The sequence below is a fragment of the Streptomyces sp. NPDC048389 genome, assembly GCF_040706335.1.
GTDB lineage: Bacteria > Actinomycetota > Actinomycetes > Streptomycetales > Streptomycetaceae > Streptomyces.
On sequence record NZ_JBEZKP010000022.1, the window covers coordinates 59,224 to 74,047 of the forward strand.

The 14,824-nt window shown below is 72.3% G+C and carries 11 protein-coding genes; 8 read left to right on the plus strand and 3 right to left on the minus strand.

All coding sequences use genetic code 11. The features are described 5' to 3' along the window. Positions 1-19 precede the first annotated feature (19 nt). Both malQ and AB0903_RS17575 read right to left on the minus strand, forming a co-directional pair. A complete protein-coding gene (gene malQ / locus AB0903_RS17570) occupies positions 20-2,314 on the minus strand; it encodes a 4-alpha-glucanotransferase (protein WP_366703651.1) in 2,295 nt (764 codons plus the stop codon). Positions 2,315-2,324: 10 nt separating this feature from the next. Further along, positions 2,325-2,606 (minus strand): hypothetical protein, encoded by a 282-nt coding sequence (locus AB0903_RS17575; RefSeq protein WP_366703653.1) that lies wholly within the window; start codon positions 2,604-2,606, stop codon positions 2,325-2,327. Between the two features lie 243 nt (positions 2,607-2,849). Between AB0903_RS17575 and AB0903_RS17580 the strand changes: the two genes are divergently transcribed. Continuing rightward, a complete protein-coding gene (locus AB0903_RS17580; RefSeq protein WP_366703655.1) occupies positions 2,850-5,801 on the plus strand; it encodes a beta-N-acetylglucosaminidase domain-containing protein in 2,952 nt (983 codons plus the stop codon). A 59-nt stretch (positions 5,802-5,860) separates the two neighbouring features. On the opposite strand, the gene AB0903_RS17585 is transcribed toward AB0903_RS17580, so the two are convergent. Continuing rightward, positions 5,861-6,397, minus strand: coding sequence for an HNH endonuclease (locus AB0903_RS17585; protein ID WP_366703712.1), 537 nt, complete (start codon positions 6,395-6,397; stop codon positions 5,861-5,863). A 251-nt stretch (positions 6,398-6,648) separates the two neighbouring features. Here AB0903_RS17585 and AB0903_RS17590 point away from each other — a divergent pair, with 251 nt between their 5' ends. The 7 genes from AB0903_RS17590 (at position 6,649) to AB0903_RS17620 (ending at position 14,757) form a co-directional block, all read left to right on the plus strand. Beyond that, positions 6,649-7,728 carry a mechanosensitive ion channel family protein gene (locus AB0903_RS17590; RefSeq protein WP_366703657.1) on the plus strand — a complete coding sequence of 360 codons (1,080 nt, stop codon included), beginning with the start codon at positions 6,649-6,651 and terminating at the stop codon, positions 7,726-7,728. Between the two features lie 220 nt (positions 7,729-7,948). Beyond that, on the plus strand, positions 7,949-9,157 hold the full coding sequence (locus tag AB0903_RS17595) for an ROK family transcriptional regulator (protein ID WP_366703659.1): 1,209 nt from the start codon (positions 7,949-7,951) through the stop codon (positions 9,155-9,157). Positions 9,158-9,263: 106 nt separating this feature from the next. Next, entirely contained in the window at positions 9,264-10,601 is a 1,338-nt protein-coding gene (locus AB0903_RS17600) for an ABC transporter substrate-binding protein (protein WP_366703661.1), read from the plus strand. Beyond that, positions 10,601-11,563, plus strand: a complete 963-nt coding sequence (locus AB0903_RS17605; protein WP_366703663.1) for a sugar ABC transporter permease — start codon at positions 10,601-10,603, stop codon at positions 11,561-11,563. Before AB0903_RS17600 ends, AB0903_RS17605 begins: the two co-directional genes overlap by 1 nt. 12 nt (positions 11,564-11,575) lie before the next feature. Further along, the gene (locus AB0903_RS17610; RefSeq protein WP_366703714.1) at positions 11,576-12,484 is read left to right on the plus strand and encodes a carbohydrate ABC transporter permease; all 909 of its coding nucleotides are present in this window, start codon (positions 11,576-11,578) and stop codon (positions 12,482-12,484) included. Positions 12,485-12,496: 12 nt separating this feature from the next. Beyond that, complete coding sequence (locus AB0903_RS17615; protein ID WP_366703665.1) at positions 12,497-13,762, plus strand: 6-phospho-beta-glucosidase; 1,266 nt, start codon at positions 12,497-12,499, stop codon at positions 13,760-13,762. Beyond that, positions 13,759-14,757, plus strand: a complete 999-nt coding sequence (locus AB0903_RS17620; RefSeq protein WP_366703667.1) for a BadF/BadG/BcrA/BcrD ATPase family protein — start codon at positions 13,759-13,761, stop codon at positions 14,755-14,757. Before AB0903_RS17615 ends, AB0903_RS17620 begins: the two co-directional genes overlap by 4 nt. Positions 14,758-14,824: the final 67 nt, after the last annotated feature.

Consider the following 14,824-nt stretch of genomic DNA (forward strand, 5'->3'; position numbering starts at 1 on the left):
TCCCCAACGTAGCGAACGGCTACGACGGCCGCGCGTCCGGGGGTGCCGTACGGGCCGTGAAGACCTCCAGCAGGCGGTGCAGACGGGGCGAGGCGGCCAGTTCCTCCAGACTCGTCGGCCGCCCCTCGGCGTCGGACACGGGCAGCCGCCAGTTCGGATACTGGTCCCAGGTGCCCGGCAAATTCTGCGGGCGGCGGTCGCCCACGGCGTCCGGCAGCCAGATGCCGACCATCCGGGCCGGTGTGCGCAGCAGGTACCGGTACACGGCCCGGATCGCGCCCTCTTCGTCCTCCGGGCCCTCCGGCAGCAGACCGAGACCGGAGAGCAGGCCGAGCCATTCGGTCACGTCGGCCGCGTCCCGTGTGCGCTCCTCCTCCAGGGGGCGGGCCAGCAGTCCGAGCCGGTGACGCAGCTCCACATGGCCGCCGGTGAGCCGGGCCGCCGTGGAGGGCAGATCGTGGGTGGTGGCGGTGGCGACGCAGCCCTCGCGCCACTCCCCGGGCGGCAGCGGGCGCCCGTCGCGGTCCCAGTCCCGTTCGAACCAGAGCACGGAGGTGCCGAGCACGCCCCGCCGGGAGAGGGCCTCCCGCACGCCGGGCTCGACGGTGCCGAGGTCCTCGCCCACGACGACGGCGCCCGCTCGGTGCGCCTCGAGGACCAGGACCGCGAGCATCGCCTCCGCGTCGTACCGGACGTAGGCCCCCTCGGTGGGCGGGCTGCCGGCCGGCACCCACCAGAGCCGGAACAGGCCCATCACATGGTCGATGCGGAGCGCCCCCGCGTTGCGCAGAATGCCGCGCAGCAGGCCCCGGTACGGGGCGAAACCCGACGCGGCCAGGGCGTCCGGCCGCCAGGGCGGCAGCCCCCAGTCCTGGCCGTGGGCGTTGAACGCGTCGGGCGGGGCACCGACCGACATCCCCGCGGCGAACGCGTCCTGCTGTGCCCAGGCGTCGGCACCGCCGGGGTGCACACCGATCGCGAGGTCGTGGACGATCCCGACCTCCATGCCGGCCTCTCGCGCCGCGCGGCCGGCGGCCGCCAACTGCTCGTCGGTCAGCCAGACCAGCCGGCTGTGGAAGTCGACGCGGTCGGTCAGCTCGGTCCTGGCCGCCGCGGTGAGCGGGGAGCGGGGGTCGCGCAGCGCGGGCGGCCAGTCGTGCCACTGCGGGCCGTACACCTCGGCGAGGGCGCACCAGGTGGCGTGGTCCTCCAGCGCCCGGCCCTGTTCGGCGAGGAAGGCGCAGTAGGCGGCGTGGCGCCCGGGGCCGAGGGGGACGCGGTACAGGATCTCCAGCGCCTCGCGCTTGAGCTCCCAGACGGCGTCCCGGTCGATCAACGCCCCTTTGGCCAGTACCGACTCCCGCAGTTCCGCCGCCTCGTCGCGCAGCTCCTCCAGGCGCCGCCGGGACGCCGGGTCCGCGTACGCGTACTCGGGGACGTCCTCGATGCGCAGATGGACGGGGTCGGGGAAGCGCCGGGAGGACGGGCGGTACGGGGACGGGTCGGTGGGGGCGCCCGGCACACCCGCGTGCAACGGATTCACCTGGACGAAGGACGCGCCGAGGGAGCGGCCCGACCAGGCGGCCAGCTCGGCGAGATCACCGAGATCACCCATGCCCCAGGAGCGGGCGGTCAGGAGCGAGTAGAGCTGTACCAGGAATCCGTGCGAACGCCCGCCCGGGACCGGCGCGCGGTCCGGGGCGACGACGAGAGTGACACGGGCGGAGCGGCCGTCCGGCGCCTGGGCGTGCAACCGGTGCACACCGAGCGGCAGTTGCGGCCACGGCGCGACGTCCGCGCCGGCCCCCGGCCCGGGTCCTCGCGTGGAAGCCGCGGCCGCCGGGGCTCCGGCCCCGGGTGGAGCCGGGGGCGGCGCGGCCGTTGGGTCTTGCTCCGCGGAAGGACGGGCCGGGCCCGGGGCGCGGGGTTCGGGGGCCGTCCGCTCGTGCTCCACGGGGGGACCGGCAGGGCCCGCGCCCCGGGGCGCGGGGGCCGTCCAGTCGAGTTCCCGGCCCGACTCCGTGGTCAGGCGGAGCCTCGTGGCGGCCGGGAGGCCGGTCAGTGCCGACGGGATCCCCGGCCGTCCGCCGTCGGCGCCCCGCCACACGACCACCGTCGGCGGCAGCAGCCGCTCCGCGGCGGCCCGCTCGGCGCGCTCCAGCGCGGCGCGTACCGCCTCGGGTGTGGACGCGTCGACGTCCAGCGCGGCGAGAACAGCCACGACGGTGGCATCCGGGACTGCGGCGGTGACGCCCCTGGCGGGCGAGAACGCGGTGGCGACTCCGTGCAGCTCGGCAAGCCGGGCAAGGCCCATGCGGACTCCTTCAGACCCCTGGCGACTCCGCACCGCCTGCCGTGCCGTGGGCGGTCGGCTCGCTCGTGAGGGGCGCGATGTCGGCGAGCGGGGGCTCGCTGGTGAGAGGGGCGGCGTGAGCGAGCGGCGGCTCGCTCGTGAGAGGAGCGTCATAGGCGAGCCACGGCTCGCTGGAGAGCGGCACCTCGTGGTCGAGCGGGCAGGCGCTCGGTGCCGGTTTCGACGGGCCGGGGAGCTGTCCCGGAACCTGTTTGGACAGGGCGGAGAGCAGCAGGTGGGCGGATGCGGCCACGGTAATCACTCCAAGCAGAGATGAGGGGTCACAGCAGCCCTACCCAGCAGGCGGAACCGCAGACGTACACGATCGGTCGACGTGTTCCGTGTCACATTCTGCCCCCCGTCCGGCAGTTGCCTCCGATCATTCACCACGTCCGGCAAAAGACGCACAACGGCCACGCGCATTGACACTCCGACGGTGGTGATGGTGGGCTCGAAACCGACCGGAATGGCAGGGGGACGACGAGGGGAGAAAGCCGTGCGGCTCGGGGCCAGGAGACGTACAGCGGCAGCCGTCGCCGTAGCGGTCATCGGCGGCCTTCTCGGCGGGGCGGGAGCGGCACACGGCGCGACCCTCCAGCCGCAGGAGCCCGGCTCCCCCGCCGGCAGCGCGCAGGACCCTCAGGAGCCCGCCGCACCCCCGGCCGTGTGGCCGCGCCCGCAGTCGCTGCGCGCCCAGGGAGAGGCGGTGCGGCTCGGCGACGAAGCGACCGTCGCCGCCGGCCCTTCCGCCGACCCGTACGCGACCGGACTGCTGAAGGAGCTGCTGCACTCCGCCGGCGTACGGACCGTGCACACCGCGCTGCCGGGACGCGGCCCCGTGGTGCACCTCGGCGGCGGCGAGGCCGCGTCGGCCCTGCGCGCCCTGCGCGCGCCGGAGCGCGCCGACCTTCCCTCCGGCGGCTACCGGCTCGCCGTCGGCCGCGTCGCGGGCCGCCCGACCGTCGCCCTCGACGGCGTCGGCGACGACGGCCTCTTCCACGCGGTGCAGACCCTGCGGCAGCTCATCGACCGGGGGACCGTCGCGGGCGTCGTCGTGCGCGACTGGCCGGGGGCCGCCGTGCGCGGCACCACCGAAGGGTTCTACGGGCAGCCCTGGGACCGCGAGCAGCGGCTGGCGCAGCTCGACTTCATGGGGCGCACCAAGCAGAACCGCTATCTCTACGCCCCCGGCGACGACCCGTTCCGGCAGGCCCGCTGGCGCGACCCGTATCCCGCGGCCCAGCGGACCGAGTTCCGCGAACTGGCCGAACGGGCGCGCCGCAACCACGTCACCCTGGCCTGGGCCGTCGCGCCCGCGCAGTCGATGTGCCTGGCCGACGACGCGGACGTGAAGGCGCTCACCCGGAAGATCGACGCCATGTGGGCGCTCGGTTTCCGCGCCTTCCAGCTGCAGTTCCAGGACGTCAGCTACAGCGAGTGGCACTGCTCGAAGGACGCGGGGACCTTCGGCTCCGGCCCGGAGGCGGCGGCACGGGCGCACGCGCGGGTCGCGGGCCTGGTGGCGCGTCACCTGGCGGAGCGGCACCCGGAGGCGGAACCGCTGTCGGTGATGCCGACGGAGTTCTACCAGGAGGGCGCCACCGACTACCGGCGGGCGCTGGCGGAGCAGTTGGACGGCACCGTCAGCGTGGCCTGGACCGGGGTCGGTGTAGTGCCGCGCACCATCACCGGCCGCGAACTGGCGGGCGCGCGGGACGCCTTCGAGCACCCGCTGGTCACCATGGACAACTACCCCGTCAACGACTACGCGCAGGACCGGATATTCCTCGGCCCTTACACCGGCCGGGAGCCCGCCGTGGCCACCGGTTCCGCCGCGCTGCTCGCCAACGCGATGGAACAGGCCGCGGCCTCCCGCATCCCGCTGTTCACCGCCGCCGACTACGCCTGGAACCCGAAGGGTTACCGGCCCGAGCAGTCCTGGCAGGCCGCACTGGACGACCTGTCCGGCGGCGACGCCGAGGCCAGGGAGGCGCTGCACGCGCTCGCGGGCAACGACACGTCGTCGATCCTGAGCCCCGACGGCGAGTCGGCGTACCTGCGGCCGTTGCTGGACGAGTTCTGGCGTGCCCGCGCCACGGCCGACACCAAGGCGAGGGACCGTGCCGCGACCGCCCTGCGTGCGGCGTTCACGGTGATGCGCCGCGCGCCGGACCGGCTGGCGGACACCGCGGACGGGCGACTTGCGGCGGAAGTACGGCCCTGGCTCGCCCAGTTGGCACGTTACGGACACTCCGGCGAGCTGGCGGTCGACATGCTCCAGGCGCAGAGCCGTGGCGACGGCGAGGCCGCGTGGCGCGCGTCGCTGGCGCTGGAACCGCTGCGCGCGGAAGCCGCGGCCGGCCGTGCCACGGTCGGCAAGGGCGTGCTGGCGCCGTTCCTGGATCGGGCGGTGAAGGAGTCGCGGGCATGGACGGGTGCCGGCCAGGCGACGGCCGGCAAGCCCGGCGAGGACGTCGTACGCCTGGAACGGCCGCGCCCGCTCACCGCCGTCATCGCGATGACCGCGCCCGTCAGCGGCTCCTCCCGGTCCGCCGAAGCGGCCGGACGGCTGGAGGTGCACGTCCCGGGCGAGGGGTGGCGTTCGCTCGGGCCGCTGTCGGCGGGCGGCTGGACCCAGGCCGACGCCGGCGGGCTGCGGGTGGACGCCGTGCGCGTCACGTCCGGGGGCGACCGGCCGGCCGTGCGCTCCCTGGTGCCGTGGTTCGCGGACGAACCGGCGGCCGGGCTGGACCTCGTCCGTGAGACGACCGACGCGGAGATCGGCGGCAAGCCGCAGCGCGCAGGCGTCCGGCTGACCGCGCAGCGCCCGGCCGAGGTCCGCGGCGAGCTCACCGCGAAGGCACCGGCCGGCATCAAGGTGACCGTCCCCGAGCGGACGACGGTGCCGCGCGGGCAGCGCACCACGGTGCCCGTCGAGGTCACCGTGCCCAAGGACACCCCCGCGGGCGAGTACCGGGTGCCGTTCTCGTTCGCCGGCCAGGAGCGCACGCTGACCGTGCGCGCCGTTCCCCCGACCGCGGGCGGTGACCTGGCGCGGCAGGCGGGCGCGAAGGCGTCCTCGTCCGGCGACGAGACGCCCGACTTCCCGGCCGCCGCGGCGATCGACGGCGACGCCGGCAGCCGCTGGTCGTCGCCGGCCGGCGCAAGCGCCTGGTGGCAGGTGGAACTGCCCCGCCCGGCCCGGGTGGGCCAGGTCAGGCTGCACTGGCAGGAGGCGTACGCGACGCGGTACCGCGTCCAGGTCTCCGCCGACGGCAGGGTCTGGCGCACCGCGGCGACGGTCGCGGACGGCAGGGGCGGGCGCGAGTCGGTCGGCATGGACGCGAAGGACACGCGGTTCATCCGGGTGCAGGGGGACGAGCGGGCGACGGAGTTCGGGTACTCGCTGTTCTCGGTGGAGGCGTACGGGGTGGCACCGCCGGCCTGACCCTTTCCCACCCGCCCCATCCCGCTGTACCGACATGCGGGTAGGGGGAGGGCGCCGTATCAGGCCGATATGCCGTCGATGCGGGTGATCGCGTCGTCCGCCCCGTACGGCTGGAGGTACGGGAGCCACCGCGGGTCCCGGTGGCCCGTCCCGATGATGCGCCACGCGAGTCCGCTCGGCGGGGCCGGCTGGTGGCGCAGCCGCCAGCCGAGTTCGCGCAGGTGCCGGTCGGCCTTGACGTGGTTGCAGCGGCGGCACGCGGCCACCACGTTGTCCCACGCGTGCCGGCCCCCGCGGCTGCGTGGGACTACGTGGTCGACGCTGGTTGCGATGCCACCGCAGTACATGCAGCGCCCGCCGTCGCGGGCGAAGAGCGCTTTGCGGGTAAGAGGAACGGGCCCCCGGTAGGGGACCCGCACGAAACGTTTGAGTCGCACGACGCTGGGCGCGGCGATGACGCGGGTCGCGCTGTGCATGAAGGCGCCGGACTCCTCGAGGCAGAGAGCCTTGTTCTCCAGTACGAGGACGAGCGCGCGGCGGAGCGGTACGACGCCGAGGGGCTCGTACGACGCGTTGAGGACCAGGACGTGCGGCACGGTGGATGCCTCCTTGTACGCCGGCGGCGCGTGGCTCGCGCCGGGACGATCTGCCATCAGTTTCCACTCATCGCCGCTTTCTGCGCCACCACGTATGCGTAACGGGCTCGAGGTGTTTTCCGCCACAGGGGTGACGCGCTCTTCCCGGCAGGCGGTGGTGAGTCGCGTCTCTCGGGTCCGGAAGGCGCCGGAGAAGCCCTGATGCCCGGCTAATGTTATTGATCTGTCATCGCAAGCTGGAGGTTCCTCCCTTGACCGCCTTCTGGTCCTCCTGGTCGTCCGCCGTGCTGGAAACCGACCCCTCGCCGAGCCCCGTCACCCTCGACGAGGCCGCGAAGCACGCGGAGAGCGCGGCGGGCTGGGTGGAGGAGAACTGGTCCATCTGGCTGAACACCGGGCTGCGTATCGCGCTGATCCTCGTGGTGGCCCTGGTGCTGCGGATGCTGGTGCGCCGGGCGCTGACGAAGCTGATAGCACGGATGAACCGCTCCGCGCAGGCCGTGGAGGGCACGACGCTCGGGGGTCTGCTGGTCAACGCGGAGCGGCGGCGTCAGCGTTCGGAGGCCATCGGATCCGTGCTGCGCTCGACCGCTTCGTTCCTGATCCTCGGCACCGCGGGCCTGATGATTCTCGGCGCTTTCGAGATCGATCTGGCGCCACTGCTGGCCTCCGCGGGCGTGGCGGGCGTCGCGATCGGTTTCGGCGCGCGCAATCTCGTGACCGACTTTCTCTCCGGCGTGTTCATGATCATGGAGGACCAGTACGGGGTCGGTGACTCGATCGACGCCGGTGTCGCCTCGGGAGAGGTGATCGAGGTGGGTCTGCGGGTCACCAAGCTGCGGGGCGAGAACGGCGCGATCTGGTACGTGCGCAACGGCGAGATCAAGCGGATCGGCAACCTGAGCCAGGGCTGGGCGACGGCGACCGTCGACATCACGGTCCACCCCTCGGAGGATCTGGACCACGTCAAGACGGTCATCGCCGAGGTCGCGGACGGCCTGGCGAAGGACGAGCCGTGGAACGAGCAGATGTGGGGCCCGCTCGAGACTCTCGGCCTGACCGAGGTACTGCTGGACTCCATGACGTTCCGTGTCTCCGCGAAGACGATGCCGGGCAAGGCGCTGGGCGTGGAGCGGGAGATCCGGTGGCGGATCAAGCGGGCGTTCGACGAGGCGGGCATCCGTATCGTCGGCGGGCTGCCGCAGCAGGCCGAGGAGTCCCCCGCCGACCCGACCGCCGGTATGGCGGCCCCGTCGGTCTTCGCGTCGGAGCGGTCGCCGCAGTCGATCGCCGCCTCGCCGATCACCCCACCCGCCAACCTCTCGAAGTGAACGCGGGCCGACACCGGCCCGCCGGGCGGGCCCCTGCGGCGCGGCCGCCCGGCCGGAAAGACTGACGCACCACGCCTCCCGGGCAACGCTTCCGTTGCCCGGGAGGCGTTTGCCATTGACGGGCGCCCGACGTGCGGCCTACTTTCGTCCCAGGGCGATAGGAAACTTTCCTAACAGTCCCAGCTCCGAGAAGCCGATCCGAGAGGCAGGTGCAGCCGTCGTGGCCGGAACCACGCCCGGTACCCCGCGTGTACTGCGCGCCATGAACGACCGTGCCGCGCTCGATCTGCTGCTGGAACACGGCCCTCTCTCCCGGACCAGGATCGGCAGGCTGACGGGTCTGTCCAAGCCGACCGCCTCCCAGCTGCTGGCCCGGCTGGAGGCAGCCGGCCTCGTCGTCGTCACCGGCACCACGGAGGGGCGGCCCGGCCCCAGCGCCCAGCTGTACGCGATCAACGGGCACGTGGCGCACGCCGCCGGTCTGGACGTCACCCCGGAGCGCATCCGGGCCGCCGTCGCCGACGTGGCGGGCGCGGCCGTCGGGGAGTTCGAGCTGCCCACCCCGGGCCGGCGCGCCGACAGCGTCGTTCGGCAGGTGACCGACGCGCTCGACGGGGCGGTCAAGGCCGCCGGCCTGACCCGCGCGGACGTCCACCGCCTCGTCATCGGCACTCCCGGCGCCTTCGACCCGTCCACCGGACGGCTGCGGTACGCCTCCCACCTGCCCGGCTGGCACTCCCCCACCCTCCTGGGCGAGCTGGCGGCCGCTCTGCCGATGCCCGTCGAGTACGAGAACGACGTCAACCTCGCCGCCGTCGCCGAGCAGTGCCTCGGCGCCGCCCGCGGCCATGAGAACTTCGTCCTGCTGTGGAACGAGGAAGGTCTCGGCGCCGCCGTCGTCATCAACGGCAGGCTGCACCGGGGCTTCACCGGCGGCGCAGGCGAGGTCGGTTTCCTGCCCGTACCCGGTACCCCGCTGGTGCGCCGGGTGACCAAGGCGAACAGCGGCGGCTTCCAGGAACTGGCGGGTGCCCAGGCACTCCCCCGGCTGGCCCGCGACCTGGGCCTCGCCCCCGAGGAGATCGGCGGCGGTACACACGCCGAGGTCGCGACGGCGCTGGTGGCCAGGGCCGCGGAGATCGACTCCGGGGCGTACGGGCAGCTGCTCGACGCGTACGCGACAGGACTCGCGACCGGCCTGGCCTCCATGGTGGCCGTACTCGACCCGGAGCTGGTGGTGCTGTCCGGCGAGGCCGTCGCCGCGGGCGGCGAGCCACTGCGGGCGCGTGTCCAGGCGGAGCTGACCGAGCTGGCCGCGTCCCGCCCGCGTCTCGTTCTCGGGTCCGTACGCCGGCGGCCCGTTCTGCGCGGCGCGCTGGAAAGCGCGCTGGCCACCACCCGCGACGAGGTCTTCGACACCTCCCGCTGAACCGACGACCCACCGGCACACCGGTTCCTCTGCCCCGCATCTGTTCCTCCCCGGATCCTGTTTCTCCCCTTCCCCCGACCCGTCCTTGTCACAGGGAGACATCGTCATGCCCAAGAACAGCCGGACCACGGGTGTCGCGCTGGCCGCGACCGCCGCGATATCGCTTCTCGCCACGGCCTGCACGGGATCCACCGGCAGCGGCGCCACGGACGATCCGAACGCGCGGACCACGCTCACCTTCTGGCACGGCTGGTCCGCGCCCGGTGAGGTCGAGGCGATCGAGGCGAACATCACGTCGTTCGAGAAGAAGCACCCGAACATCAAGGTCAAGGCCGTCAAGGGCATCACGGACGACAAGCTCAACCAGGCGCTGCGGGCGGGTGGTTCGAACGCGCCGGACGTCGTCTCCTCCTTCACCACCGACAACGTGGGCCGGTTCTGCACCACGGGCGCGCTGGCCGACCTGGAGCCGTTCCTGGCGAAGTCGGGGATCGACCCGGCAAAGACCTTCCTGCCGCAGATGGCCGCGTACACCGAGCACGAGGGCGACCGGTGCGCGGTGCCGCTGCTGGGTGACGCGTACGGCCTCTACTACAACAAGGAGGCGTTCGAGGAGGCCGGCGTCACCGCGCCGCCGAAGACGCTCTCCGAGTTCGACGAGGTCGCCCGGAAACTCACCAGGACCAAGGGCGACAGTTACGAACAGCTCGGCTTCATGCCCAACTTCCAGGGCTACGAGACGACCTTCGAGCATTACGCCTCGCAGTTCGGCGTCCAGTACTTCGACGACCGGGGCAAGTCCAACCTGGCGAAGGACCCCGCCGCGAAGGCCCTGTTCACCTGGCAGAAGAACCTTGCCGACAAACTCGGCGGCTACCGGAAGCTGGAGAGGTTCCGCACCGGCCTCGGCGACGAGTGGGGCCCCAAGCACCCCTTCCACACCGGCCAGGTCGCCATGCAGCTCGACGGCGAGTGGCGCGGCAAGATGGCCGAGGACGCCGGCCTGGACTTCGAGATCGGCGCTGCGCCCTTCCCCGTCCCGGACGACCGGGCCGCGGACTACGGCAAGGGCTGTCTGTCCGGCACGATCCTCGGGATCGCAGACGTCAGCACGAAGCAGAACGCGGCCTGGGAGCTGGTGAAGTACCTCTCCACCGACACCGAGGCGGTCGTCTCGTTCGCCAACGCCATCCACAACGTCCCTTCCACCACGGCGGCGCTGGAGTCGCCGAAGCTGAACGACGACCCGCTGTACCGCACGTTCGTGGACATCGCCCAGCACCCGAAGAGCGCCCACGCCCCGTCCTCCGTCAACGGCGGCGCGTTCCTGCTGACCGCGCAGGATCTGGGGGTTCGCTACGAGGCCGGCCGTGAGAAGGACCTCGACGCCGGCCTGCGCAAGGCCGACGCCCAGGTCGACAAGGACAACGAGCAGGCCCGCTGATGGCCGCCACCGCCCTCCACCCCGCCGCCCGCACACTGCGGTCCAAGCGCCGCGGATCCACCCTGCGGACGCTGGGTTTCCTCTCGCCCTGGCTGATCGGCTTCGCGGTCTTCTTCGTCTACCCGCTGGTCTCGACGGTCTACTTCTCCTTCATGCGGTACGACGGGTTCACTCCACCGACGTGGGTGGGCCTGAAGAACTGGTCGTACGTCTTCAACGACTACCCCTTCTTCTGGCCGGCGCTGCGCAACACCCTGTGGCTGGTCGCCGTCATGGTGTCGCTGCGGGTCCTGTTCGGCATCGGCATCGGGCTGCTGATCACGAAGATCAAGACGGGGCCCGGAGTCTTCAGGACCTTGTTCTACCTGCCGTACCTGGCCCCGCCGGTCGCCGCCACCATGGCCTTCGTCTTCCTGCTCAATCCGGGCACCGGACCGGCGAACACCATCCTGGAAGGGATCGGGCTCCCCGCACCCGGCTGGTTCAACGACCCGGCCTGGTCGAAGCCGTCCCTGACGATCCTGGCCCTGTGGGGCATCGGCGACCTGATGGTGATCTTCATGGCGGCGCTGCTGGACGTGCCGAAGGAGCAGTACGAGGCGGCGGAGCTGGACGGCGCCGGGGCATGGCACCGGTTCCGCTACGTCACACTGCCGAACATCTCGCCGATCGTGCTCTTCGCCGTCGTCACCGGCGTGATCGCGACGATGCAGTACTACACGGAGCCGCTGGTGGCGGCGAAGGTGGCGAGCGGGGTCATCGGCGGCTCCGGGCAGCAGTTCGAACCCGGTTACCCGGACAAGACGACGCTGACCGTCCCACAGACGGTCTACAACCTCGGCTTCCAGCGCTTCGACACCGGCGCCGCCTGTGTGGTCGCCCTGGTGCTGTTCGTCCTGGCCATGGCGTTCACGGCGTTCCTGATGCGCCGGCGCTCCGGCTTCATGTCGGCCAAGGACTGAGCGATGACCACCATGACACCGACCCCTGCCCGCGCCCGCGTCCACAAGCCGGGCGCTCACGGCGGCGGGAGCACCGGCGCCCGGCGGGCGGCACGGCGGCATGCGGCACTGGAGTGGATCGCTGTCCACTCGCTGGCGATCGCCGCCGCACTGTTCTTCCTGCTGCCGTTCGTCTTCGTGTTCCTGACCGCGGTGATGAGCGACGACCAGGCTCTGACCCGGGACCTGTGGCCGCGCACCTGGGAATGGGGGAACTTCGCCACCGTGTGGAACACCCCCGGGTTCCTCACCTGGTGGCGCAACACCCTGCTCTACGCGGGACTCGGCACCCTACTCGCCGTCGGCTCCAGCATTCCGGTGGCGTACGCGCTGGCCACGTTCCGCTTCCGGGGCCGGAATGCGGTGATGATGCTCGTCATCGCGATGATGATGCTGCCGCCGCAGGTGGTCATCGTGCCGATGTACCTCTTCTGGGCGAAGCAGCTGGACCTCGCGGGGACGCTCTGGCCGCTGATCATCCCGTTCGCCTTCGGCAACGCGTTCACGATCTTCCTGCTGCGCCAGTTCCTGCTGACCATCCCCAAGGAGTACACGGAGGCCGCCAGGATCGACGGCTGCGGCGAGTTCCGCACGATGGTGCGGATCGTGCTGCCGATGGCCAGACCGGCCATCGCCGCCGTGGCCCTCTTCCACTTCTTCTACTGCTGGAACGACTACTTCGGTCCGCAGATCTACGCCTCGGAGAACCCGGCCGCCTGGACCCTGAGCTACGGCCTGGAGTCCTTCAAGGGCGCCCATCAGACCGACTGGAACCTGACCATGGCCGCCACGCTGATGATCATGGCACCGGTGATCGTGGTCTTCTTCTTCGCGCAGAAAGCCTTCATCGAAGGCATCACCCTGACCGGAGTGAAGGGCTAGAAAGGCCAGTTCATGAAGCTCGCTGTCGTGGGGGGCGGTTCCACCTACACCCCCGAACTCATCGACGGTTTCGCGCGGATGCGCGACACCCTCCCGATCGAGGAACTCGTACTCGTCGACCCCGCGGCCGACCGGCTCGAACTGGTCGGCGGCCTCGCTCGCCGCATCTTCGCCAGACAGGGCCATCCAGGGAGGATCATCACCACTTCGGACGTCGACACGGGCGTCGCGGGCGCCCACGCCGTCCTGCTGCAACTGCGCGTGGGCGGACAGGCCGCCCGCGAACAGGACGAGACCTGGCCGCTGGAGTGCGGCTGCGTCGGCCAGGAGACCACCGGCGCGGGCGGCCTCGCCAAGGCGCTGCGGACCGTCCCGGTCGTCCTGAACATCGCGGAACGGGTGCGCCGGGCCAGCCCCGACGCCTGGATCATCGACTTCACCAACCCGGTGGGCATCGTCACCCGTGCACTGCTGCGGGCGGGACACAAGGCCGTCGGGCTGTGCAACGTCGCCATCGGCTTCCAGCGGAAGTTCGCCGCGCTGCTGGACGCGGTGCCCTCCGAGATCCATCTGGACCACGTCGGCCTCAACCATCTCACCTGGGAGACCGCCGTCCGGCTCGGCGGCCCGGAGGGCGAGGACGTCCTGCCGCGGCTGCTCGCCGAACACGGTGACGCCGTCGCCGGTGACCTTCGTATGCCGCGGGAGCTGATCGAGCGCCTCGGGGCCGTCCCCTCGTACTACCTGCGCTACTTCTACGGCCACGACGAGGTCGTACGGGAGCTGCGAACCAAGCCGTCCCGGGCCGCGGAGGTCGCGCAGATGGAGAAGCGGCTCCTGGAGATGTACGGCGACCCGCAGCTCGACGAGAAGCCGGAGCTGCTCGCCAAGCGCGGTGGCGCCTTCTACTCCGAGGCGGCCGTGGACCTCGCCGCCTCGCTGCTGAGCGGTGCGGGATCCCCGCACCAGGTGGTGAACACGTACAACAACGGCACGCTCGGCTTCCTGCCGGACGACGCCGTCATCGAGGTGCAGGCCGCCGTGGGCACCGAGGGGGCGGCCCCGCTCCCGGTGCGCGGACCCGACCCGCTGTACGCCGGGCTGATCGCGAACGTGACCGCCTACGAGGACCTGGCCCTGGATGCGGCGCTGCGCGGCGGGCACGAGCGGGTCTTCAAGGCACTGCTGGCGCATCCCCTGGTCGGGCAGTACGAGTACGCCGAGAAGCTCACCGACCGGCTGCTCGCGCACAACCGGGAGCACCTCGCGTGGGCATGACCGATTCCTCCGGGGGGAACCGGGCGAGACATTCCGCGACGGTCCTCGCCGTCGACGCGGGGAACAGCAAGACCGACGTGGCCTTCGTCGGCGCCGACGGCTCCGTGCTCGCCTCGAACCGGGGGCCTGGCTTCCAGCCGCAGAAGGCCGGTGTCACGGCGGCGATCGACGCCCTCGCGGCCACGGTCGCGGAGGCCGCGGCAAGGGGTGGGATCACCGGTGCGGTCGGGCATGTCTCCGCGTGCCTCGCCAACGCCGACCTGCCGGTGGAGGAGCGGCAGTTGACCACCGTCCTGCACGACCGGGGCTGGGGTCGCACCACCCAGGTGTACAACGACACGTTCGCGATTCTGCGAGCCGGGGTGGACGAGCCCCGGGGGGTGGCCGTCGTGTGCGGCGCGGGCATCAACTGCGTCGGCATGCTGCCCGACGGCCGCACCGCCCGCTTTCCCGCACTCGGGAGGATCTCCGGGGACTGGGGCGGCGGCGGGGGTCTCGCGGACGAGGCCCTGTGGCACGCGGCGCGGGCGGAGGACGGGCGCGGAGAGCCGACGGCACTGGCCGCCGCCCTGCCCGCGCACTTCGGTCTGGACTCGGTGTACGCGCTGATCGAGGCACTGCATCTGGGCCGTGTCGCGGCCGCGCGCAGGCACGAGATGGCTCCCGTGCTCTTCGCCACGAGCGCGGACGGCGATCCGGTGGCCCGGTCACTGGTGCACCGGCAGGCGGAGGAGGTCGTGGCGATGGCGACCGTCGCCCTGGGGCGGCTCGGGCTCCTCGGCGAGGAGGCACCGGTGCTGCTCGGCGGCAGCGTGCTGGCCGCCCGCCACCCCGAACTGGAGGGGCACATCCGCGAACTGCTCGCGGTCCGGGCACCGAAGGCGGTCGCCGAGGTCGTGACGGCAGCGCCGGTGCTGGGGGCGGCGCTGCTGGGGCTGGACCGCATCGGGGCCCCGCCCGAGGCGCGGGAGGCGCTGCGGTTGCACTACGCGTGAGTCGTCCCGCCGCGGGACGACGCCGCCCGCGCCTTCCGGGGCGCGGCGGCGCCGTGCCCCTGTCGTG